This window comes from Enterovibrio paralichthyis (assembly GCF_019209835.1).
GTDB classification, from domain to species: domain Bacteria; phylum Pseudomonadota; class Gammaproteobacteria; order Enterobacterales; family Vibrionaceae; genus Enterovibrio; species Enterovibrio paralichthyis.
The window spans coordinates 1-21,778 of the sequence record NZ_JAHUTS010000023.1 but is presented as its reverse complement, the minus strand read 5'-3'; the positions used below and the strand labels follow the sequence as shown (position 1 = coordinate 21,778).

General features: G+C 51.4%; 21 protein-coding genes and 3 tRNA genes. 10 read left to right on the top strand and 14 right to left on the bottom strand.

The window, feature by feature from the left end:
- Positions 1 to 27 precede the first annotated feature (27 nt).
- The 3 genes from KU854_RS19775 (at position 28) to KU854_RS19765 (ending at position 4,551) form a co-directional block, all read left to right on the top strand.
- Positions 28 to 2,811 (top strand): cation transporter, encoded by a 2,784-nt coding sequence (locus KU854_RS19775; protein ID WP_218360066.1) that lies wholly within the window; start codon positions 28 to 30, stop codon positions 2,809 to 2,811.
- A 382-nt stretch (positions 2,812 to 3,193) separates the two neighbouring features.
- On the top strand, positions 3,194 to 3,628 hold the full coding sequence (locus KU854_RS19770) for a DUF411 domain-containing protein (protein WP_218360065.1): 435 nt from the start codon (positions 3,194 to 3,196) through the stop codon (positions 3,626 to 3,628).
- Positions 3,629 to 3,684: 56 nt separating this feature from the next.
- On the top strand, positions 3,685 to 4,551 hold the full coding sequence (locus tag KU854_RS19765; protein ID WP_218360064.1) for a TraB/GumN family protein: 867 nt from the start codon (positions 3,685 to 3,687) through the stop codon (positions 4,549 to 4,551).
- A 324-nt stretch (positions 4,552 to 4,875) separates the two neighbouring features.
- Here the strand turns inward: KU854_RS19765 and KU854_RS19760 are convergent.
- From KU854_RS19760 to KU854_RS19750, 3 genes are all read right to left on the bottom strand, one after another.
- Positions 4,876 to 4,952 (bottom strand) — tRNA-Pro (locus KU854_RS19760).
- 48 nt (positions 4,953 to 5,000) lie between these two features.
- Positions 5,001 to 5,077: transfer RNA gene (locus KU854_RS19755), tRNA-Pro, on the bottom strand.
- Positions 5,078 to 5,125: 48 nt separating this feature from the next.
- A tRNA-Pro gene (locus KU854_RS19750) sits at positions 5,126 to 5,202 on the bottom strand.
- Between the two features lie 358 nt (positions 5,203 to 5,560).
- Between KU854_RS19750 and KU854_RS19745 the strand changes: the two genes are divergently transcribed.
- A complete protein-coding gene (locus KU854_RS19745; RefSeq protein WP_218360063.1) occupies positions 5,561 to 5,698 on the top strand; it encodes a DUF3149 domain-containing protein in 138 nt (45 codons plus the stop codon).
- Positions 5,699 to 5,911: 213 nt separating this feature from the next.
- Positions 5,912 to 6,496 (top strand): DNA endonuclease SmrA, encoded by a 585-nt coding sequence (gene smrA / locus KU854_RS19740; protein ID WP_218360062.1) that lies wholly within the window; start codon positions 5,912 to 5,914, stop codon positions 6,494 to 6,496.
- A gap of 56 nt (positions 6,497 to 6,552) precedes the next feature.
- Here smrA and KU854_RS19735 read toward each other — a convergent pair whose 3' ends face one another.
- The 11 genes from KU854_RS19735 to hemA form a co-directional block, all read right to left on the bottom strand.
- Positions 6,553 to 7,167, bottom strand: coding sequence for a LysE family translocator (locus tag KU854_RS19735; RefSeq protein WP_218360061.1), 615 nt, complete (start codon positions 7,165 to 7,167; stop codon positions 6,553 to 6,555).
- A complete protein-coding gene (locus KU854_RS19730) occupies positions 7,164 to 7,586 on the bottom strand; it encodes a lysozyme inhibitor LprI family protein (protein WP_218360060.1) in 423 nt (140 codons plus the stop codon). The genes KU854_RS19735 and KU854_RS19730 overlap by 4 nt, the downstream gene beginning before the upstream one ends.
- Before the next feature lie 3 nt (positions 7,587 to 7,589).
- Positions 7,590 to 8,069 carry a Cys-tRNA(Pro) deacylase gene (gene ybaK, locus KU854_RS19725; RefSeq protein ID WP_218360059.1) on the bottom strand — a complete coding sequence of 160 codons (480 nt, stop codon included), beginning with the start codon at positions 8,067 to 8,069 and terminating at the stop codon, positions 7,590 to 7,592.
- A gap of 142 nt (positions 8,070 to 8,211) precedes the next feature.
- Positions 8,212 to 9,888 (bottom strand): bifunctional UDP-sugar hydrolase/5'-nucleotidase UshA, encoded by a 1,677-nt coding sequence (ushA, locus tag KU854_RS19720; RefSeq protein ID WP_218360058.1) that lies wholly within the window; start codon positions 9,886 to 9,888, stop codon positions 8,212 to 8,214.
- A 205-nt stretch (positions 9,889 to 10,093) separates the two neighbouring features.
- The gene (locus tag KU854_RS19715) at positions 10,094 to 11,434 is read right to left on the bottom strand and encodes a Na+/H+ antiporter NhaC family protein (protein WP_218360057.1); all 1,341 of its coding nucleotides are present in this window, start codon (positions 11,432 to 11,434) and stop codon (positions 10,094 to 10,096) included.
- Between the two features lie 258 nt (positions 11,435 to 11,692).
- Positions 11,693 to 12,547, bottom strand: a complete 855-nt coding sequence (gene kdsA, locus KU854_RS19710) for a 3-deoxy-8-phosphooctulonate synthase (protein ID WP_218360056.1) — start codon at positions 12,545 to 12,547, stop codon at positions 11,693 to 11,695.
- A gap of 13 nt (positions 12,548 to 12,560) precedes the next feature.
- On the bottom strand, positions 12,561 to 13,370 hold the full coding sequence (locus tag KU854_RS19705; protein ID WP_054778469.1) for a SirB1 family protein: 810 nt from the start codon (positions 13,368 to 13,370) through the stop codon (positions 12,561 to 12,563).
- Between the two features lie 2 nt (positions 13,371 to 13,372).
- Entirely contained in the window at positions 13,373 to 13,756 is a 384-nt protein-coding gene (locus KU854_RS19700; protein WP_218360055.1) for a SirB2 family protein, read from the bottom strand.
- Positions 13,757 to 13,793: 37 nt separating this feature from the next.
- Positions 13,794 to 14,636 (bottom strand): peptide chain release factor N(5)-glutamine methyltransferase, encoded by an 843-nt coding sequence (prmC, locus tag KU854_RS19695; protein WP_218360054.1) that lies wholly within the window; start codon positions 14,634 to 14,636, stop codon positions 13,794 to 13,796.
- Complete coding sequence (gene prfA / locus KU854_RS19690; protein WP_218360053.1) at positions 14,636 to 15,724, bottom strand: peptide chain release factor 1; 1,089 nt, start codon at positions 15,722 to 15,724, stop codon at positions 14,636 to 14,638. The genes prmC and prfA overlap by 1 nt, the downstream gene beginning before the upstream one ends.
- 15 nt (positions 15,725 to 15,739) lie before the next feature.
- Positions 15,740 to 16,999 carry a glutamyl-tRNA reductase gene (gene hemA, locus KU854_RS19685; protein ID WP_218360052.1) on the bottom strand — a complete coding sequence of 420 codons (1,260 nt, stop codon included), beginning with the start codon at positions 16,997 to 16,999 and terminating at the stop codon, positions 15,740 to 15,742.
- A gap of 293 nt (positions 17,000 to 17,292) precedes the next feature.
- Between hemA and lolB the strand changes: the two genes are divergently transcribed.
- The 5 genes from lolB to ychF all read left to right on the top strand — a co-directional run bounded on the left by lolB (position 17,293) and on the right by ychF (position 21,614).
- The gene (gene lolB / locus KU854_RS19680) at positions 17,293 to 17,895 is read left to right on the top strand and encodes a lipoprotein insertase outer membrane protein LolB (RefSeq protein WP_218360051.1); all 603 of its coding nucleotides are present in this window, start codon (positions 17,293 to 17,295) and stop codon (positions 17,893 to 17,895) included.
- Complete coding sequence (gene ispE / locus KU854_RS19675) at positions 17,892 to 18,743, top strand: 4-(cytidine 5'-diphospho)-2-C-methyl-D-erythritol kinase (protein WP_418885868.1); 852 nt, start codon at positions 17,892 to 17,894, stop codon at positions 18,741 to 18,743. The genes lolB and ispE overlap by 4 nt, the downstream gene beginning before the upstream one ends.
- A 45-nt stretch (positions 18,744 to 18,788) precedes the next feature.
- A complete protein-coding gene (locus tag KU854_RS19670) occupies positions 18,789 to 19,736 on the top strand; it encodes a ribose-phosphate pyrophosphokinase (RefSeq protein WP_218360049.1) in 948 nt (315 codons plus the stop codon).
- A 144-nt stretch (positions 19,737 to 19,880) separates the two neighbouring features.
- Positions 19,881 to 20,471, top strand: a complete 591-nt coding sequence (gene pth, locus KU854_RS19665; protein WP_054778562.1) for an aminoacyl-tRNA hydrolase — start codon at positions 19,881 to 19,883, stop codon at positions 20,469 to 20,471.
- Positions 20,472 to 20,522: 51 nt separating this feature from the next.
- On the top strand, positions 20,523 to 21,614 hold the full coding sequence (gene ychF / locus KU854_RS19660; RefSeq protein WP_218360048.1) for a redox-regulated ATPase YchF: 1,092 nt from the start codon (positions 20,523 to 20,525) through the stop codon (positions 21,612 to 21,614).
- The last annotated feature ends 164 nt before the right edge of the window (positions 21,615 to 21,778 follow it).

Here is a 21,778-nt window from a genome sequence, read left to right as displayed (position 1 = left end):
AGACTGCAAGAAAAAATAGGTAACGCTATGGCTGACATCGAACTCCGAACTCCGCCGCAAAGCACGGAGACAACTATCACGCTCCCTTTGAGCGGACTGAATTGCATGAACTGCGCCAGAAAAGTAGTGGCCGCAGTAGAACCGCTTGACGGCGTAACCTTGGCGAAGGCAGATACCACCTCGCTCACCATCAATGCCGACGCGCCGCTGGCTGATGTGATTTCAGCGGTTGAAGGTCTGGGTTATACAGTGGCTGACACCATTGCACTGCCGCTGGCGGGATTAAGTTGTGGGCGCTGCGTTGCCAAACTGAAAGCTGCGTTTGAAGCCGCACCAGGCGTCTATTATGCCGATGTAGAAAAGAACAGTGCCCGTGTCACCTCCTCACTTTCACGTGAAGATCTTGTCACTATTGTTGAGCAAACCGGTTATCAGGTTCCTGATAAAGCGGCTACCGAAACTAAAACTGAGACTGAAGCACTAGCACCGCTGGCTGTTGATACGGCACAAGAGGCTATTGATACGGTGCAAGAGCCACCGACTGAATCAACACCTGACGCTGTCATAAACGCTGACAACGCCCAGCAATTGATCCTGACCGGCATGACCTGCGCCAGCTGCGTGTTGTCTGTCGAAGGTGCACTGAAAAGTGTCCCAGGCGTTGATGGGGTAAGTGTCAATCTGGCTGAACGTACGGCTATGGTCACCGGCAGCGCAGACACCCAAAGCCTGATTACTGCGGTATCCAACGCCGGCTATGGCGCTGAGCTGAGTGAAAACGAAGAAACCCGGCGCCAGCGTCAGGCCGACTTGCATGCTTCACAACTGGCAGAACACAAACGCAACACCTGGTTGTCGCTGGGTCTGGGCGCACCATTGATGCTGTGGGGGTTGCTAGGTGGCACCATGTCAGTGCAAAGCACCACCAGCCAAATCGGTTGGGGGATTGTCGCACTGGCCACATTGGCGCTGCTTTTCACAGCCGGTAAACACTTTTATGTGAATGCATTTAAAGCATTCAAACACCACCGTGCGACCATGGATACCCTGGTCGCACTGGGTACAGGTGCTGCGTGGCTTTACTCTGCGGCTGTTGTCGTTGCACCCCATGTATTTCCTGAACAGGCTCGCCACGTTTACTTTGAAGCGACAGCGATGATTCTGGGTCTGGTTACCCTTGGCCACGCCATTGAAGCGAAAGCGCGCGCTTCCACGTCAAAAGCGCTGGATCGCCTGCTTGACCTGCAACCGCCTACAGCACTGATTGTGGAAAACGGCCAGGAACGTGAGGTACCGCTGGCAGAGGTAAAAGCTGGCATGATGCTGCGCGTTAAACCCGGTTCAAAAATCCCGGTTGATGGTGTGGTTGAAGACGGTGAAAGCTATGTGGACGAGTCTATGCTGACCGGTGAACCGCTGGCCGTGCATAAGAACCTGGGAGATGCGCTTCATGCAGGTACGGTAAACCAGAATGGTAGCCTGCTGTTTAAAGCGACCGGCATTGGCAGTGATACCATGCTGTCGCGCATCATTCACCTGGTGCGACAGGCACAAACCAGTAAACCGGCACTGGCCCGTATGGCGGACACCATTTCTTCGATCTTTGTTCCGACTGTCATGATCATTTCGATCCTGACTGCGCTGGTCTGGTACAACTTTGGTCCGGATCCAAAACTCAGTTTTATGTTGGTCACAGCAACAACTGTGCTTATTATTGCCTGCCCTTGTGCTCTGGGCCTGGCGACCCCAATGTCTGTAACCACCGGGGTTGGTCGAGCAGCTGAGCTGGGCGTGTTGATCAAAGACGCTGAAGCGCTGCAACATGCTGCGAATGTCGACACCGTCGTGTTGGATAAAACCGGCACACTGACTGAAGGCAAGCCACAGGTGACATCTGTCGTGGGTATTTCCCAGGCTGAAAATACCTTGATACAACTGGCTGCCAGCCTGGAGCAAGGTTCTGAACACCCGCTGGCGAAAGCGGTACTGGAAGCGGCAAAAGCTAAATCCCTTGCGCTTTCAACCATCAGCCAGTTTGAAGGTATTCCCGGAAAAGGCCTGAAAGCGGTTATCGATGGCGAAACATACCTGCTGGGTAATGCCCGTCTGATGGAAGACAACGGCATAGCACTTGGCGAAGGGAACGATGCCGCCAAAGTGCTGGCGAGCCGCGGTGAAACCGCTGTGTATCTGGCTAAACGTGAAACCCTGCTGGGTCTGATTGGCATTAGCGACCCACTGCGTGCAGATTCTGCGAGTGCAGTGGCGAGGCTGAAATCTCTGGGCTACCGCGTTGTGATGCTGACAGGCGATCACCCTGACACTGCTAACGCGATTGCAAAACTGGCCGGGATTGATGAAGTGGTGGCAGGCGTATTGCCAGACGGCAAAGCAGACGTCATTACCCGACTGCAATCAGAAGGCCGCAAGGTCGCGATGATTGGTGACGGTATTAACGATGCCCCTGCACTGGCGAAAGCAGAAGTGGGGATCGCGATTGGCAGCGGCAGTGACGTGGCCATTGAGAGCGCACAGATGACCCTGATGCGCCACTCCATTGATGCTGCAACTGACGGACTGACCCTATCCAAGGCCACACTCCGTAACATGAAAGAGAACCTGTTTGGCGCGTTTATCTACAACTCGCTGGGTATCCCTATTGCGGCAGGTATTTTGTTCCCATTGACCGGCGCGTTGTTAAGCCCAGTGGTCGCAGGTGCGGCAATGGCACTTTCTTCCATCACAGTGGTCAGTAATGCAAACCGTCTGCGCTGGTTCAAACCCCAAAAAGGAGACAAACATGTTGGTTAATATTCTCGGCGTTGCCTTGATTGCCGCCATTGTCTGGTGGTTTTGGCTGGCAAAGAAAAAATAACAGTCTGAAATGGAAAAGGCTTATACCATTCAACGGCATCTAAAACTTGCAGCGCCCCTCACCTCTGGGCAGGTACAGGCGCTGCAAAATGCGGGCGTACAGAGCGTCAGGACAGACGGCAAATGCGTATCGCTGGTTTACGATGTCAGATTGGTTGATTTAACACGGGTGATAGAGGATGCGAGGGTTACGCTCAGCCGTACTTTTTGGCAACGGGCAAAGCGTCATCTCTATCACTTCAAAGATAACAACTTGCGGGATGGGGCGAGTCATGTTCCCCACTGCTGCAACAAGATAAAAAAACACTGAGGAGAAGCTATGAAAAAACTTCCTAAATTAGCGGCGCTTTCATTTGCCCTGCTTTCTACGAGCGTATTTGCATCTGCTGGCATTACTTACAAGTCGCCGTATTGCGGTTGCTGTAAAGAGTGGGTAAAGCATATGGAAGACAATGGCTTTGAAATGGCAGTTGAAGACCACGTCAACATGAACCCCATTAAAATGAAACTGGGCATTAAACCTCAGCTCGCCTCGTGCCACACCACTGTTATAGATGGATACCTGTTTGAAGGCCACATTCCAGCGAGCGATGTCAAAGCTTTCCTGGAGAAGAAACCTAAACTGGCAGGTTTGGCGGTACCGGGTATGCCTGTTGGCTCACCAGGTATGGAATATGGCGATCAAAAAGACCCGTATGAAGTGATTGGCTTCTCCAAAAATGGCATGACCATGGTGTTTAACAAGCACAACTAAGACTGACAATCATGCGCTCAGCCTCCATACTGTTACTGCACAAGTATGGAGGCTTCATGACACGCTTTATCACCCTGATTTTCACGCTCTTTTTCTCTTCATTTTCTTTTTCGACACCACAGGTGTGGCAGGCTTCAAAAGAGGGTGTCACTTTCACCATCATGGGGTCAGTCCATGCTGGCAGACCAGATTTCTACCCGCTGCCAGAGATCATCGTTACACGGTTCAATAATGCCGACGCCCTGATTGTTGAAGCCGATATCATTAACGATACCAACGTCCGCTTTCCAAAAAGCAAACCAACCCGCACCCATCTTAATGCTTCGCAAAAGCAGGTACTCGCCAATGTTGCTGCCGATGCAGGACTACCGGCTGAAAACTTGTTAAACCTACCTCCCTGGCAAGTCGCCATAGCCTTGCAGATGCAGCAGGTCAACTCAATGGGTTTAAACCAGCTGCTGGGCGTTGACCTCTATTTTCTCTCGCAAACCACCGCTAAGAATAAGCCGGTTATCGCACTTGAAACTGTGCAGCAGCAGATTGACCTCTTGGCCAAGGCAGAAAATGATGGCCTGGAATTGTTGACTGACACCCTCAAATACTGGGAGCTTTCAAAAGATTTCATGCCCTGCCTGATTGATTCATGGCTGGCTGGTGACGAAGAAAAGCTGACCACGATTGTCGATGATATGGGCACTGCCAGTGACTTCGAACACAAGCTGATTGCGGAGCGCAACCACAACTGGCTCAAAGCGATGGGTGATAAATCGAGATTTACTGAGGAAAACTACGTGATGGTGGTCGGTGCGCTGCACCTTTATGGAAAACAGGGGTTGGTGCCATTGCTACGCAATGCCGGGTTTGACGTTAAGCCTTTAACACAGGGCAAAAGGTCGACCTGCACACTCCCGGCACTGCCATAAACCGGGTAGGTTTAGCCGCTGATCACTACTTTGGTGACGATCATCGAAACGAAAAACAGCAAAATAAACCACAGGATGAACGACTTTCTCATACCTCTTCCTTACTGCGGGATGTGAATGTTGCGGCCATTCTACCTCATTCTGCTTAGAAGGGATGCGCAAATTCCCCGGAAGAAGATGTAAAGCCTGCAGAGTTTGGCGCCCGACCACCTGCACCCAAACTTCCGATCCGCGATTCTCTAAAAGATGGGATGCGCCACCAAACTACGCCTTTCCAATCACCATAACGAAAGAAGCCTCGCATTGCTGCGAGGCTTCAAATGGTGGTCGGTGAAGAGGGATTCGAACCCCCGACCCTCTGGTCCCAAACCAGATGCGCTACCAAACTGCGCTATTCACCGATTGCACAACACTTTCTGATGACAGAGGCGGCTGTATACCTGAATAAGTGGTCGGTGAAGAGGGATTCGAACCCCCGACCCTCTGGTCCCAAACCAGATGCGCTACCAAACTGCGCTATTCACCGACTGTACAACACTTTCTGATAACAGAGGCGGCTGTATACCTGAATAAGTGGTCGGTGAAGAGGGATTCGAACCCCCGACCCTCTGGTCCCAAACCAGATGCGCTACCAAACTGCGCTATTCACCGAGCATGTATTTCTTTTTTTGGGTTTCGCTATCAGAGGGTCACCCTCTGCTCCGCTATTCCCAAAAGCCGTGATGCGTTACTAAACCGCGCCATTCACCGACTGTTGCCTGATTCGCTGTGCGCCTCAGAGGTGGCTAATAATACTCATCCGAGCATAAGACTCAAGTGTTTTATTGCGATTTTTGCGTGATACGAACCGTTCGGTCAAAGGATCACCAGTGGCGTATATTTTGCGCGCTCTCACACACTTGAATTGTTACGTGCCACTAACACCCCATTCACTTGATCCAGATCATCACGCAACCCTTCACGTATTGGCAACCTTAGCGCAACGTTCACAGATACAAGGAGCACAATGATGGAGTTTTGGTTAAACCTACTGTTCGGCAACGCAATTGGCCTTTCTTCCATGATCGTCATTTTTGGTGCATTACTCATGATCTGTGCCATGGGTGGATTTTTTGTCTATCAGGCAATGAAAGCGCCCCAAGCGTAACAGTTCCCTTAAACCAGTTTTTGACTTGGTTGCTTACGCCAGGGTCGATATCGCACCCTGGCTTTTTTTTTCTTTCCGGCTAAGCGCGAGCAGTCGCTACCAATAATCCTTTTTACTTTCCTCTTCTCGTCTACAGCATCAGCAACATCATACGATGACCTTGATTTGGTTTGTCGCTATACTGTGGCGATGCTTCAATAACCCGTAAAGACCATGAACGGTAACAACGAGTTCGATTTATTTCGGGAAATGATGGCGGATGTTGCCCCCATCAAACACGACACGGTGGAGAAAGTTAACACTAACCACCAACCGACCGATGCCCAATTGGCGCGACAGCTGGCCGCACAATCGCTGTCTGAGGGTGATCCCGCATACCTTTCCCTTGAATATGCCAGAATGCTGAAGCCCGATGATATCGTGGCGTTCAAACGCCCGGGCGTTCAGGACGGCGTTTTCCGCAAACTCAGGCTGGGTAAATATGACATTCACGCCCGACTTGATTTGCACAAATACAGCCTGAAAGATGCCAGAGACGAAATCCTGCGATTCCTGAAGCAATGCCAGCGCATGGATATCCGCTCCGTGATTATTGTGCATGGCAAAGGTGAGCGCTCGAATCCACCTGCGCAGATGAAAAGCTTCGTTTGCCAATGGCTTGAGCAGATCAGCGACGTACAATGTTTTCATTCCGCCCAGCGCCATCAAGGCGGTACTGGCGCTTTGTATGTGATGATCAAAAAGAGTCAGGAAAAAAAACAGGAAACCCGCGAGCGGCATCTTCACCGCCGGGCATAGTGCCAAACCAAAACAGGAGCCCTCGGCTCCTGTTTTTATCTTTTTCGAGCTGCTCTCTACAAAGTCACAATGACCCGCGCGGCAAGACCAATCAATACGATCCCCGATAAACGGTCAATCAAGACTGCTTTTTGCTTTAGCTTTTCCAGCATCCGGTTGGATGAAAGGACCAAAGCCACCAGCGTGTACCACAAACCGTCGATAATAAACGGGGTGATAACGATAACGCTGCGGCTGAAGGTGTCAGTGCCAATGGCAACAAACTGGCTGAAAAGGGCGAGGAAAAACAGTGCCAGTTTCGGGTTCAACACGGAAATCATCGCACCATCGCGCGCCGCTTCCAGCAGTGTTGTTTTTTCCCCTTTTTCCAGTTTGGCTGCCACGCCTCCTTTGGCACGCAGCGATTTCACCCCCAACCACGCCAAATAGGCGGCACCGGCATAGGTAATGAAGCTGAAAACAGTGGGAGACTCTTTCAAGATCACGGCCAACCCCAGCAAGGTAAGCACAGCATAAAGCCCAACGCCCAATGCATGTGCCCATGCTGCGACAATGCCATGCAACCTGCCGCCAGCAAGACTGTGGCGCACCATCACAACCAGGCTTGGCCCCGGTGACATCGCCCCCAACGCACACACCAACGCCAGACTAAACCAAACGGTAAGGGTCACTTTCCCCCCCCTTTCACGCCCATCAGGCTGTTCAGGCGGCTGATTTGCTCTTTTGTCATTTCAATCATGCAATTAAGGTATCCCTGCCCACTTCCTGAGCCGGAGGCGTAACTCGCTTCTACCATTTTGCATTGAGCTTCGCGCCAGTCACGAAATGTCGCGTAAGCTTTGTCAGTCAATGGCGCAGCATCAGATGCGGACGAAATAGAATCCAGCTCGATAAAATGCACTTTTAATGCGGATTCCGTCTTTCCAAGCTCGCCTTTTATGATCTGCCAGTGATTATCAAGGCACGCCGTCACTTCAACATGTGTCTCGTGTGCCTTGTAACATTGCATCAGCGCAGAATGTTCTTTATCACCTGCACTGGCAGTCAGCGGTAAACCTAACAACATGAATACCCACCAACGCTTTTGCATCGACTAGCCCTCCTTGCCGACAGCGGCAAATTTTCCTTGTGTCAGTGAGAGTAAATCCGCCGGTGAAAGTTCAATTTCAAGGCCACGTTTTCCCGCACTGACGTAAATCGTATCAAAGGCTTGCGCACTGTTATCTAAAAATGTCGGCAGACGTTTTTTCTGGCCCAGTGGGCTAATTCCACCTACCACGTAGCCTGTCGTTTTTTCAGCAATGTCCGGGTTGGCCATTTCTGCTTTTTTAGCGCCTGCCGCTTTTGCCGCCGCTTTTAAATCCAGCAGGCCGGATACCGGTACAACCGCAACGGCCAGTTGTTTCGGGTCACCATTCATCGAAAAAAGGAGCGTTTTGAATACACGCGCCGGTTGTTGCCCGAGCACGCTTGCAGCTTCCAGCCCAAAGTTGGTGTTTTTAGGGTCATGGTCGTAGCTGTGCACATGAAAAGTAATGCCTGCTTTTTCCGCCAGGATAATTGCCGGTGTCATAAACGTCTCTCTGAATCCTTACGCGACAAACTGCATACACAGTGTCTCTCTATAGGATTCTGATAATGACACAAAAAAAGGCACTGTCTCCAGTGCCTTTTCGCGTTTCAATCTTAGTTTTCTCAGCGTAACACCAGCACCATCACTGGTAAGTAATTTCGCCGTTTGGCTGATATTCGTTCACATCGATAGGCGAATGCTTCTCAAGGTAATCTTTCAATACCTCAGCATCTACGAAACCGGTGTTGACGTTGCCTGGGTGATCAGAAATCTTCGGATATCCATCACCACCCGCCGCATTGTAGCTTGGCACAGTGAAGCGGTAGGTTTTGTTCGGATCAAGCGGCTCTCCCCCAATCACAACATCGCTGACACCATCCGGTGAAACCGTCATGGAAATACCGTAAAACTGCGCGTAAGCACCGGAATCTACCGGTTTAGTTGCTACAACATTCAGGTAATCCAGCACTTCTGCGCCAGTCATATCGGTATACGTTACCATGTTGGCAAATGGCTGAACTGTCAGTACCTGCTTGTAGGTCACGTCGCCTTCTTCGATAGAGTCACGCACACCGCCGGAATTCATGATGGCGAAATCGGCTTTGGCGCGATCTTTATGTGCTGCTGCGATCAGACGGCCCAGATTGGTTTGTTGGAAGCGTACCACATTGCGGTCACCTTCCAGCTTGCCATTGGTTTCAGCGATTTTCACGCCCAGCTGACCCTGCCCTTTCTCCTGATACGGTTTCAGGAAATCATAGATAGCTTTGTCTTTTGGAATTTCTTCCTCGATAAAGACACGTTTCTTCTCGCCATTGACTTCCACTTTCTTCTTCAGGTTAACCGGAATGAGATCATAGGACACCAAGTTCAGCTCACCGTTACGGAACTCAAAATCTGCCTTGCCGACGTATTTGCCCCACTCATGCGCCTGTACAATCCAGGTACCATTCTGGTTGTCAGGTTTACACTCATCGCCCGGCTTGAACGATGTGTTGTACATATTGGGGCCTTCCATACAAACCGGCTCTTGTGAGTGACCACCCACAATCATGTCTAATGAGCCTTCGTCCAGATAACGGGCCAGTGCCACATCACCCGGCGCGTTGATGCCGCGTTTGCCATCTTCGTAGTGACCCATGTGGGTCGCCGCGATGATGATGTCTGGCTTTTCGGTTTGCTCCAGCTCCGCTATCACTAGCTTCGCTTCTTCTTTCGGGTCACGGAATTCCAGCTCACCGATAAATTCCGGGTTACCAATCTTGGCCGTGTCTTCGGTAGTCAAACCGATAACAGCAATCTTCAGGCCGTTACGCTCAAAAATTTCATACGCCTGATATTTACGCTCGCCGGTGGCTTTGTCGTAAATGTTGGCAGACAGCATTGGGAAATCCGCCCACTGCATTTGAAGGTCGAGAACATCCAGCGGGTTATCGAATTCATGATTACCCAGCGCCATGGCATCGTAACCAATCATGGTCATGCCTTTGAAATCTGGCTCAGCGTCTTGCAGGTCAGACTCTGGCACGCCGGTGTTGATGTCACCGCCAGAAAGCAGCAGTACAGATGCGCCATCCGCTTCTGCTTGCTCACGCAGGTTATCAATCAGGGTTTTGCGTGCCGCCATGCCGTATTCGCCATACTTGTTGTGCCAGAAACGGCCATGGTGGTCATTGGTGTGCAGGATTGTCACTTTATACGTGGTATCCGGTTGCCAGCCCGGAACGTATTCCGTTGTTTCGTTAGTGGTTGAGCAACCTGCCAGTGTGGCAAGCAATGCAGCGCTGATGGCTGCTTTCAAAGAGAGGCGTTCCTTCATGGTGATACCTATTGTGATTTTCGACGGCGCACAACCTTGTCCGCACGCCGCCGGAGTTTAACCCAGACTGCTTTTTCATTTTCACGAAGTAGTCTAAATAGTTACTCTGGCTCGCACAGGGGACTTTCAAGAAAGTGCCGTGTAGATCACTGAAAAACACCTCAACTGCCGACATGTCGTCGGCAATTGAGGTGTTAGGCTCACATCAGGCCGGGTGTTGACCCTTTGTTCGCGCAATGGCAAATGCGGCTGCAATTGCCAGCAGGAAACAGTAGTAGGACTGGCTGACCACACTCAGTGGTGATAGCTCGAAAATGGAGCCCAGAAGCAGTGCCTGAGCACCGTATGGCAACACGCCCTGAATAACGCAGGAGAAGATATCCAGCAGGCTTGCGCTGCGCTTTGGTGCGACATCGTGCTGCACAGACAGCTCTTTCGCGACGCCACCAGCCACAATAATGGCAACCGTGTTATTCGCAGTACACAGGTTAGTCATACTCACCAGCGCTGCGATACCCGCTTCACTTGCACGGGGAGAACCTTTTTCTGCATCTTTGTCTGCACGGGACATGATCAGAGTGCTGAGTTTGTCTGTGACAAAAGCCAGTCCGCCTTGTTGGCGCATCAGCTCGGCCAGACCACCAATCAGGAGTGACAACAGGAAGATTTCCTGCATGCTGCCAAAACCTTTATAAACGTCCTGCCCAAAGGTCATCAGGCTGTAGTCCGGGGTTTGCACCATGCCAACTATGCCCGCAAACAGGATACCGATAGCCAGTACCACAAATACGTTCATGCCAGACACTGCCAGCACCAGAATGGTCAGGTATGGCAACACTGCCAGCCAGTCAACATCGCCCGCAACCGGCGCTACAGTGACTTCGTTTGAGATGAAGAAGATAACCAGTGCCACAACGGCTGCAGGAACCGCAATTTTCACGTTCTCGCGGAATTTGTCTTTCATGTGACAGCCTTGGGATCGGGTCGCCGCAATCGTGGTATCCGAGATAATTGAAAGATTGTCGCCGAACATGGCACCACTCAGTACCACACCGGCCATCAGCGCTGCATCAATACCCGTGGTGTCTGCAATGCCCAGTGCCACAGGGGCGACTGCAGCGATGGTACCCATGGAGGTACCCATGGAGGTTGCAATGAAGGCAGAAATCAAAAACAGGCCAGGCAAAATGAAACTGGAAGGGAGAACGGCCAGACCAAGGTTTACGGTAGCATCAACCCCACCAGTTGCTTTCGCAACCGCGGAAAATGCACCCGCCAGCAGATAGATCATGCACATTGCCGTGATATCGCGGTGGGAAACACCCTCGATAAACTGGCCGATGGCATCATTCAGCTTGTCTTTGCTCATCAATACTGCAAGCACAATCGCAGGCAGAACCGCGATAGGCGCCGGCAGCTGGTAAAACGCGAACTCGACATTCTGGGTGGAAAAGTAAATACCGGTGCCGATAAACAGGCACAGGAAAAGCCCAAAGGGCAGCAGCGCAATGGCTGAAGGATGTATTTTAGTTTGCTTCTGTGTCATGTTGTGTTGCATATTTTTTGTGATGTGAACGCAGGTTAAAGGCAAACCTCCGACACGTCAACAAATAGACGTCTAAACGGCCGTAATCAATAAATCTTATTTAATCGATAAAAATATCAATATGGCAGCCACCTTAATCCATATGGACACCGTGTTGACAGTGCGCCGCCAGCTGAATACCGAAATTCACGGTTGCTGGTTGTAACAGGCACAAAAAAGCCGGCATATGCGCCGGCTTACTTTTCACTGAATCAATCCTTATTGAATATCCAGCTCTTCGAAGCTTTTAACCAGATCGTCCAGTGCTTTCATCTGCTTCAGGAATGGCTCCAGTTTTGCCAGTGGCAGCGCTGAAGGACCATCACAACGCGCGTTGTCCGGATCCGGGTGCGCTTCAATGAACAGACCCGCAATCTTGGTACCCAGACCGGCACGTGCCAGATCAACAGTTTGAGAGCGGCGGCCACCGGACGCTGCGCCGAATGGGTCGCGGCATTGCAGTGAGTGGGTCACGTCAAAGATGATTGGGCTGCCATTGCTCGCCTTCTTCATCACGTCGAAACCCAGCATGTCTACCACCAGGTTGTCATAACCCATGCATGAACCACGCTCACACAGGATCACGTTTTCGTTGCCACACTCAGCAAACTTATCAACGATGTTACCAACCTGACCCGGACTCATAAACTGCGGTTTCTTCACGTTGATCACCGCACCAGTTTTCGCCATCGCTTCAACCAAATCGGTCTGGCGGGCAAGGAATGCTGGCAGCTGGATCACGTCGACCACCTCAGAAACAGGCTGCGCCTGCGCTTCTGTGTGTACGTCGGTGATGATTTTCACGCCGAAAGTGTCTTTCAGCTCCTGGAAAATCTTCATGCCTTCTTCCAGGCCCGGGCCACGGTAAGAGTGCACAGATGAGCGGTTTGCTTTGTCAAAAGACGCCTTGAACACGTAAGGAATGCCCAGCTTCTGGGTAACTTCCACGTAGTGCTCACAGATCTGCATCGCCAGATCGCGAGACTCCAACACATTCATCCCGGCAAAAAGAACAAATGGCTTGTCGTTAGCAACTTGAATATCGCCAATCTGAACCGTTTTTTGTGTTGTCATGGTGACTTCCTGATTAATGGAAAATAGGAGCTTCTGCGGTCAACACTTTGACCTGCAGTTTCAACAGCTCAGCCGCCGGATCGTTCGGGCACTGAGCAATAAAGTATTCGTAGTCTTCCGCCGCTACCCAGTCACATTTCAGTTGCTGGAATATATAGCCACGGTCACGGATTTCGTAAGGATCATCCGGGCTGAAGGTGAGCGCCAGTTCACTGCAGCGCAGCGCCATGGCGTAGTTTTCTTCACGAAGCAGCGCACTTTTGATGACCGCCAGCCAACGGCCAATCAGCGTTGGGTTGTCCGACGCTTCAAGGTGCTCAGATTGCAGGGAGGCCGTTGGGCCATCTTTACCAATCAGCCAGCCACGCAGCATACGGTCTGACAGGAACTCGCCGTCAAACGGGTTGATGTATTGCGGCTCACGGTGGAACCAGTCCACGCGCAAGATAAGCTGGGTAGGAAAGCCTACGGGCTCGAGAGGCAAATCCAGTCTTTCAGCCAAAAACAGAAAGATAGCGCCCAGGCTCACCGGGATCCCTTTTTTGCGTTTGAGCACTTTTTCAATAAACGCATTGTCCGACGAAAAGTACTGCTCAAAGTCGCCTTTGAAGCCCCACTCTTTGTAGAACAGACGGATCAACCCTTCGAGACGCAACTCGTCATTGGCTTCTCCTGCCAGCAAATTTTCAGCATCCTTGGCCAGCAATTCGAGCTGCGCCCGAACCCAATGCAGGGATGTTGCCGGATCGATAGCAGCGTTAAGTGCCAACGCACCTTCTATCAATGTCAGCTCATCTAATTCCTGGTCTGTAAACGCGATCATTGTTACCCCAACAGCTGTGGTGTTTTAGTGATAGCCAGATCTGCGGCAGCGTACACCCAGCCCAGCGCACCAAAGAATGCGAAGAGTCTGAATGCCATGCCACGGCTGTAATGCAGTGCCACATAGCCAAGGGCGATGTAAGCCAGCACACAAGTGAGTTTTTCTGTCATCCAGAGTGCCGCTGGTGTGAACGGGATAAAGCCCGTAATAAACACCAGTGCCACACCAGACGTCAGCAAGACAGTGTCGATAATGTGAGGGACAACCTTCACCCACTTTTTCTCCATCATCTTGCTACCCATCATGCTCCATACGAAGCGGATAATAAACAGGCTGACACTCAATGCGATAAAAAGGAGGTGAGTATGCTTCAATGCAACGTACATAATTCCGTGGGTCTCTCTTTGTTTAGATGGATATCGGTTAGCGCAAAACGCCCAGGGTAACGCGGTCTTGCCCAGCGTAATCCTGCACGGTTTCAACGTCAGAAAAACCGGCGTCGGCAAAAATGGCTCTCGCCTTTTCACCCTGATCGTAACCATGTTCAATAAGCAGCCAGCCGCCGTCTGCCAAATATTCAGGACTGTGCTGACAGATATGGCGAATATCTGCCAAACCCTGATCGTCTGCAATCAGTGCCGATTTTGGTTCAAAACGCACATCACCTTGTGAAAGGTGAGGGTCTTCAGGGTCAATATACGGCGGGTTACTCACAATCATGGTGAAACGCTGCGCCGGCACATTGTCGAACCAGCTACTTTGCAAAAATGCAGCGTTGCTGATGCCGTTTGCAAGCTGGTTACGTTTAGCCAAGGCTACTGCCTCGTCACGAAGATCAACGCCAGTGACGCCGATATCCTTGCGCTCGCTGGCTATCGCCAGTGCAATCGCGCCGGTACCGGTACCAAGATCCAGCACTGTACCTTCGCCTTGCGGCAAACGCTCCAGCGCCAGTTCAACCAGCCTTTCTGTATCCGGGCGTGGGATCAGGGTGCTCGGTTCGACGTTCAGCCGCAGCGACCAGAAGTCACGGTACCCGATGATGTAAGCCACAGGCTCACCGAGTTTGCGACGCGCCAGTAAGGCATTAAACGCTGCCTCTTCCTCGTCAGTCAGTAGTTTATCCGACCATGTATAGAGATAGCTGCTTGGCTTGTCGAGCACATGACAAAGCAACACCGAAGCATCAATCTTCGGTGAAGGACTTTGGTGCTGGGCTAACAAAAGCGCTGCATCACGCAGCGCATGTTCAATGCTGATTGGCATTAGTGTTGCTCAGCCAGCGCCGCCAGTTGGTCTGCCTGGAATTCCTGAATGATAGGCTGGATCAGACAGTCCAAATCGCCTTCCATCACTTCATCTAGGCGGTAAACCGTCAGGGTGATACGGTGATCAGACACGCGCCCTTGTGGGTAGTTGTAAGTACGGATGCGGTCTGAACGGTCACCGGAACCCAGCAGGTTACGGCGGGTACTTGCCTGCTCTGCCGCACGCTTTTCTTCTTCAACCTTGATAAGACGCGCCGCCAGAACGGCCATCGCTTTGGCTTTGTTCTTGTGCTGTGAACGCTCGTCCTGACATTCCACCACGGTGCCGGTTGGCAAGTGGGTAATACGGATTGCAGAGTCGGTGGTGTTAACGTGCTGACCACCTGCGCCCGATGAGCGGAAGGTGTCAATTTTCAGATCTGCCGGATTAATTTCCGGGATTTCGGCTTCTGGGATCTCAGGCAGGATCGCAACGGTACACGCCGAGGTGTGGACGCGGCCCTGGGATTCCGTTGCCGGAACACGCTGGACGCGGTGACCGCCTGATTCAAACTTGAGCACACCGTAAGCGCCTTCTCCGCTAACACGGGCGATCATCTCTTTGTAGCCACCGTGCTCACCGTGGTTAGCGTTGATCACTTCCACGCGCCAGCCTTTTGATTCGGCAAAGCGGCTGTACATACGGAACAGGTCGCCGGCGAAAATCGCAGCTTCATCACCACCCGCACCGGCACGGATTTCCAGGAAGCAGTTACGCTCGTCGTTTGGGTCTTTTGGCAGCAACAGAACCTGAAGCTCTTCGCTCAGACGCTCGATCTCTGCTTTCGCAGCTTTCACTTCTTCCTGCGCCATTTCGCGCATTTCAGGATCGTCTTCGTTCGCCATTTCCTGCGCAGCTTCCAGATCGTCCACAGCCTGCTGGTAGGACGAAAAACACTGGGTCACTTCTTCCAATTGGCTGTACTCTTTCGACAGCGAGCGGAAACGGTCTTGGTTAGAAATAACGCCTGGGTCGCCCAACAGGTGCTGCACTTCTTCGTAGCGCTCGCTGAGCGCTTCCAGTTTGGCGATGATTGATGGTTTCATAATGAGTCTTAAAAACTATTTCAGGGGATCCAGACCTAAGCTCTGACGCAACGTTTCCAGTGTACGTGCGTCGCCATTTCTGGCAGCTTCCTGCATGGCCTGAGTTGGCGCATGGATCAATTTGTTGGTTAGTCGATTGCTCAGCTCGGCGACCACTTTTTGTGGATCGGCGCCACTGGCGAGGGCTTGTAAGCTCTTGCTGAGTAATTCATCTTTCAGTGCTTCTGACTGAGCACGGTATTGCTTGATGCTGTCCACGGCACTGCGTGAACGCATCCAAATCATAAAGCTGTCGCTTTCTTCGTCGATGATGGCTTCTGCCTGCACCGCTGCCGCTTTACGCTGCTCACGGTTACGCTCTACGATAGACTGCAAATCGTCCACCGTATACAGGTAAGCATCATTCAGCTCACCGACTTCTTCTTCAATGTCACGCGGAACAGCAATGTCGATCAGCAGCATTGGCTGATGGCGACGTACTTTAATCGCTTTTTCCACCATGCCTTTACCGATGATCGGCAATGGTGCAGCCGTCGAACTGATCACAATGTCGGCTTTGTGCATGTGTTCCGGAATTTCTTCCAGCGAAATGATCTCAGCACCAAAGGCATCGGCAAACGGCTTGGCACGCTCACGGGTACGGTTGGCAACGATGATGTTTTTACATTTGTGCTCGTAAAGGTGTTTAGCCACCAATTCGATAGTTTCACCGGCACCGACCAGCAACGCCGTCGAGTCTTCCAGTGATTCAAAGATCTGGCGCGCGAGTGAACAGGCAGCAAAAGCCACCGACACCGCGTTGCCACCGATATCGGTTTCTGTACGGACGCGCTTGGCAACGGTAAAGGTTTTGTGGAACAGGCGCTCCAGCGCACCGCTGATCACGTCCTGCTCGACAGAATCTGCATAGGCCTGTTTGACCTGTCCCAATATTTGCGGCTCGCCCAACACCAGGGAATCCAGACCACAAGCTACGCGCATCAAATGCTGGGCAGCTGCCTGATCATGGTGGGTATAAAGGCAAGGGACTAATGCGTCGCTGTCAAGGTTATGGAATTCGCGTAACCAGTCCACCACCACACCCGGGCTTGGCTGGTCGATTTCACAATAGATTTCTGTGCGGTTACAGGTAGACACGATCACTCCACTCTGCACTACCTGCTTTTCTTTAAGCTGGTGCAATGCATCGCGAAGTTGTTCTGGTGAAAAAGCGACTTTTTCACGCAGGTCGACCGTAGCGGTCTTATGATTAATTCCGAGAACTAACAAGCTCATTAAGCAGGGTTACCGACAGCACCAGGTGAAATCCGAGCCGAGGATTTTACTTTATGGGCCCGTCGAATAAAAGATAACATTAGTCTCCCTATACTGCTAACAAGCAGAAGTGTGATTATTTCACCCTCATCACACCATTTTCGTCCAATTTTTCAACAGCTCAACAATGCGTTTTTTCAAAGCATGCAGTGTGGAAAGTTAGCGTGACACGCATGCAACAAGATTTATCCCAGGGTCGAGGATATACTAGACCCCATTCTTCACCCGGGTTGAATGAAAAACGGAGTTTGCCCATGTTTCGACGTTACAACGTCCTCTTTCTACTAGTCTTCATTCTCTCCGGCTGTGCGACACCTCCACCGGTACCACAAACCGAGTGGGAAGCACATCAGGCTGCACTCGCTGCCATTACCGATTTCACTGCCAAAGGCAAAGTGGCCTTAATCAGCCCAGAGCAGCGGGTGTCCGCCAATTTTATCTGGGAGCAAAACGGCGACGCCCTCTCTCTTCGCCTGACCAATTTCCTCGGGACTACCCTGTTCAAGCTTGATGCGACACCCCAAATGGCAGTGCTGGTTGATGGCGACGGCAACCGCTATGTGGGACGCGATGCCGCCAGCCTGTTACACAAACTGACCGGCATTGCCCTGCCAGTGGATGAGATGATGCAATGGGTTAAAGGCCTGCCTGCTGAGAATAACCAATATACCTTGGGTGCTGACAACCGTTTGGCCTACCTCAGTGAAAACGATCCCGAAACCAACCAGCCCGGTTGGCAGCTTGAATACAGCGCCTACGATGCAGACACCAACAGCCTGCTTCCGGCCAAAATTAAAATGAATCAGGACCAGCAAAAAGTGAATCTGGTCATCTCTGAATGGGTTTATCCGCAATGATGCAAAACACTTCAGTTTGGCCGGCTCCAGCCAAACTCAACCTTTTCCTTTACATCACTGGCCGCCGTGACAACGGCTATCACGATCTGCAAACCCTTTTCCAGTTTCTGGATTATGGCGACACACTCTCCATCACCCCCAATGACAGCGGTGTTATCACCCTGTCACCGGAAATTGAAGGCGTCGCCGTCGAAGACAACCTGATTTTCCGCGCTGCAATGGCCATCATAGCTAAGACCGGTTGCGAGAAAGGCGCGCATATTCATGTTGAAAAGGTGCTGCCAATGGGCGGTGGTCTGGGTGGTGGTTCATCTAACGCAGCCACCACGCTGGTTGCATTGAACCACCTTTGGCAAACCGGCCTTTCTGTCGATGAGATGGCCGACATGGGACTGGCACTGGGCGCGGATGTGCCTGTGTTTGTCCGCGGTACAACGGCGTTTGCCGAAGGCGTTGGAGAACAGCTTCAACCGGCGGACGCTGAAGAAAAATGGTATTTAGTTGCAAAACCGGACGTTAGCATCGCCACCGCCAAGATTTTTGGTCACCCTCATCTGACTCGCGATACACCCAAGCGCACACTAAATGCGCTATTGGCATCAAAATACGAAAACGATTGCGAAAAGATAGTCAGAGAGTTGTTCCCAGAGGTTGATAAGGCTATTTCGTGGCTGCTAGAATACGCGCCGTCAAGATTGACCGGAACAGGTGCCTGCGTTTTCGCTGAATTCGAAAATGAACAAGATGCACGTTCCACTTTTAACAAATTGCCCGACTGGCTTACTGGTTTTGTTGCGCGTGGTGTGAACACTTCACCGCTTTTAACCACGCTGAATGCGCAAGACTGATGAGACAGACAACACTCAATGGATACAACCCCGAGGTTTTCCACCGTGCCTGATATGAAGCTGTTTGCTGGTAATGCAACGCCTGTACTCGCCCAACGCATCGCGAATCGCCTATATATGTCACTAGGTGACGCTACCGTTAGCCGTTTTTCTGACGGTGAAGTGTGTGTACAAATCAATGAAAACGTACGGGGTAGCGACGTATTCGTTATCCAGTCGACCTGTGCGCCAACCAACGACAACTTGATGGAATTGGTTGTGATGATCGACGCACTTCGTCGTGCATCTGCTGGCCGAATCACTGCAGTTATTCCTTACTTCGGTTACGCCCGCCAAGACCGCCGTGTGCGTTCAGCGCGTGTGCCAATCACTGCGAAAGTTATCGCAGACTTCCTGTCAAACGTGGGTGTTGACCGCGTTCTGACTGTTGACCTGCACGCAGAGCAAATTCAGGGCTTCTTCGATGTGCCAGTGGACAACATCTTCGGTACCCCTGTTCTTCTGGAAGACATGCTGGCGAAAAACCTGGAAGATCCAGTTGTGGTTTCTCCAGACATCGGTGGTGTTGTACGTGCCCGTGCAACTGCAAAACTGCTGGACGACACAGACATCGCAATCATCGACAAACGCCGCCCACGTGCGAACGTTTCTCAGGTTATGCACCTGATCGGTGATGTTGAAGGCCGTGACTGCATCATCGTTGATGACATGATCGACACCGGTGGCACACTGTGTAAAGCAGCAGAAGCACTGAAAAACCGTGGCGCTAAGCGTGTATTCGCATACGCAACCCACGCGGTATTCTCAGGCAACGCACCTCAGAACATCAAAGATTCTGTGATTGACGAAGTGATCGTCACTGACTCAATCCCACTGAGCGCAGAAATGCAAGCGACCGGTAAAGTCTCTCAGCTGACACTGTCAGGCATGCTGGCTGAAGCTATCCGTCGCATCAGCAACGAAGAATCTATCTCTGCAATGTTCGATTCTTAATCGACCTTCTTTGCAGGAAAACGCCTCGCTTATTGCGGGGCGTTTTTGTTTTGCACAGATAATGGTAGGATAAGCCGCTTTTGGCATGGGGTGGTTCCGCCACTGTGCGTAACACTGTTTACACAGAACAATGAGAATCTCACCGTGAGCGATCAAATTCGTCTTTTAGTGGGTCTGGCAAATCCAGGGCCGGAATATGCAAAAACGCGTCACAATGCGGGCGCCTGGGTAGTAGAAGAGCTGGCACGTATCCACAACGTGTCGCTGAAAGAAGATAAAAAATACTTCGGTCTAACTGCCAGAATCAATGTGGGTGGTGAAGAGCTGCGCCTTCTGGTGCCAACCACCTTTATGAACCTGTCAGGTAAGTCTGTTGCCGCGCTGGCCAAATTCTTCCAGATCAAACCGGAAGAAATCATGGTCGCCCACGATGAGCTGGACTTGCCACCGGGTGTTGCCAAATTCAAAAAAGGTGGTGGGCATGGCGGTCACAATGGCCTTCGCGACATCATCAGTAAAATGGGCAACAACAAAGAATTTTACCGTCTGCGTATCGGGATCGGACACCCGGGTCACAAAGACAAAGTAGCAGGATTCGTGCTGACCAAAGCCCCTGCTGCCGAACAGAGCCAGATTGAGCAAGCCGTTGACGAAGCCGTTCGCTGCATCGACATTTTGCTGAAAGACGATCTGGCCAAGGCGCAAAATCGCCTGCATACATTTAAGGCACAATAAGACTCGTCTTGTTCTGCTTTCACTGCTTATACAACGAAAGGTTACCATCTCATGGGTTTTAAATGCGGTATCGTTGGTCTGCCAAACGTGGGCAAATCAACTCTGTTCAACGCTCTGACCAAAGCCGGTATTGAAGCGGCAAACTTCCCGTTCTGTACTATCGAGCCAAACACAGGTGTGGTACCAGTACCCGATCTGCGTCTGGACGCGCTGGCGAAGATCGTAAACCCGCAACGTATCCTGCCTACTACCATGGAATTCGTAGACATCGCGGGTCTGGTTGCCGGTGCATCTAAAGGCGAAGGTCTGGGCAACAAGTTCCTGGCTAACATCCGTGAAACTGACGCAATTGGTCACGTTGTACGTTGTTTCGAAAACGACAACATCATCCACGTTGCGGGCAAAGTAAGCCCTGCAGACGATATTGATGTTATCAACACCGAGCTTGCTCTGTCCGACTTGGAAGCCTGTGAGCGCGCAATCCAGCGTCAGGCAAAGAAAGCCAAAGGCGGTGACCGTGATGCGAAATTCGAAATCGCGGTTCTGGAAAAACTGCTGCCAGTTTTGGAAGAAGGCAAAATGCTGCGTTCTGTTGAACTGACCAAAGAAGAAAAAGCAGCGGTTGATTACCTGAACTTCCTGACCATGAAGCCAACCATGTACATCGCTAACGTGAACGATGACGGCTTCGAAAACAACCCATACCTGGACATCGTTCGTGAAATCGCAGAAGCAGAAGGCGCAACCGTAGTTGCCGTTTGTGCGGAAATCGAAGGCGAGCTGTCTGAGCTGGACGCTGATGAAGCAGCGGTATTCCTGGAAGAGATGGGTCTGGAAGAGCCTGGTCTGAACCGCGTAATCCGCGCAGGTTACGATCTGCTGACTCTGCAAACTTACTTCACCGCGGGTGTGAAAGAAGTTCGCGCATGGACTATCCCTGTAGGTGCCACTGCGCCACAAGCTGCAGGTAAGATCCACACTGACTTCGAAAAAGGCTTTATCCGTGCAGAAATCATCGGTTTTGACGATTTCATCGAAAACAACGGTGAAGCAGGCGCGAAAGTAGCGGGTAAATGGCGTTTGGAAGGTAAAGAGTACATCGTTAAAGATGGCGACGTAATCCACTTCCGCTTTAACGTTTAATTCTGTTAAGCGCTGAACCCCACAAAAGCTGGCTAATGCCTAATGCCGATCAGTTAAGAGATAAATGATCGGTTGAACGATCCAACAGATGGCTTATAAAGGCTCTAAGTCCCCATACTTAGAGCCTTTTATTTTGCAATTGACCACAGCCCTTACCCTCGCGA

Bases quoted from the DNA above. Each gene is read 5' to 3' on its own strand.
- KU854_RS19775 (WP_218360066.1), top strand. From the start codon at position 28: ATGGCTGACATCGAACTCCGAACTCCGCCGCAAAGCACGGAGACAACT.
- KU854_RS19770 (WP_218360065.1), top strand. From the start codon at position 3,194: ATGAAAAAACTTCCTAAATTAGCGGCGCTTTCATTTGCCCTGCTTTCT.
- KU854_RS19765 (WP_218360064.1), top strand. From the start codon at position 3,685: ATGACACGCTTTATCACCCTGATTTTCACGCTCTTTTTCTCTTCATTT.
- KU854_RS19745 (WP_218360063.1), top strand. From the start codon at position 5,561: ATGGAGTTTTGGTTAAACCTACTGTTCGGCAACGCAATTGGCCTTTCT.
- smrA (WP_218360062.1), top strand. From the start codon at position 5,912: ATGAACGGTAACAACGAGTTCGATTTATTTCGGGAAATGATGGCGGAT.
- KU854_RS19730 (WP_218360060.1), bottom strand. From the start codon at position 7,586: ATGCAAAAGCGTTGGTGGGTATTCATGTTGTTAGGTTTACCGCTGACT.
- ybaK (WP_218360059.1), bottom strand. From the start codon at position 8,069: ATGACACCGGCAATTATCCTGGCGGAAAAAGCAGGCATTACTTTTCAT.
- ushA (WP_218360058.1), bottom strand. From the start codon at position 9,888: ATGAAGGAACGCCTCTCTTTGAAAGCAGCCATCAGCGCTGCATTGCTT.
- KU854_RS19715 (WP_218360057.1), bottom strand. From the start codon at position 11,434: ATGACACAGAAGCAAACTAAAATACATCCTTCAGCCATTGCGCTGCTG.
- kdsA (WP_218360056.1), bottom strand. From the start codon at position 12,547: ATGACAACACAAAAAACGGTTCAGATTGGCGATATTCAAGTTGCTAAC.
- KU854_RS19705 (WP_054778469.1), bottom strand. From the start codon at position 13,370: ATGATCGCGTTTACAGACCAGGAATTAGATGAGCTGACATTGATAGAA.
- KU854_RS19700 (WP_218360055.1), bottom strand. From the start codon at position 13,756: ATGTACGTTGCATTGAAGCATACTCACCTCCTTTTTATCGCATTGAGT.
- prmC (WP_218360054.1), bottom strand. From the start codon at position 14,636: ATGCCAATCAGCATTGAACATGCGCTGCGTGATGCAGCGCTTTTGTTA.
- prfA (WP_218360053.1), bottom strand. From the start codon at position 15,724: ATGAAACCATCAATCATCGCCAAACTGGAAGCGCTCAGCGAGCGCTAC.
- hemA (WP_218360052.1), bottom strand. From the start codon at position 16,999: ATGAGCTTGTTAGTTCTCGGAATTAATCATAAGACCGCTACGGTCGAC.
- lolB (WP_218360051.1), top strand. From the start codon at position 17,293: ATGTTTCGACGTTACAACGTCCTCTTTCTACTAGTCTTCATTCTCTCC.
- ispE (WP_418885868.1), top strand. From the start codon at position 17,892: ATGATGCAAAACACTTCAGTTTGGCCGGCTCCAGCCAAACTCAACCTT.
- ychF (WP_218360048.1), top strand. From the start codon at position 20,523: ATGGGTTTTAAATGCGGTATCGTTGGTCTGCCAAACGTGGGCAAATCA.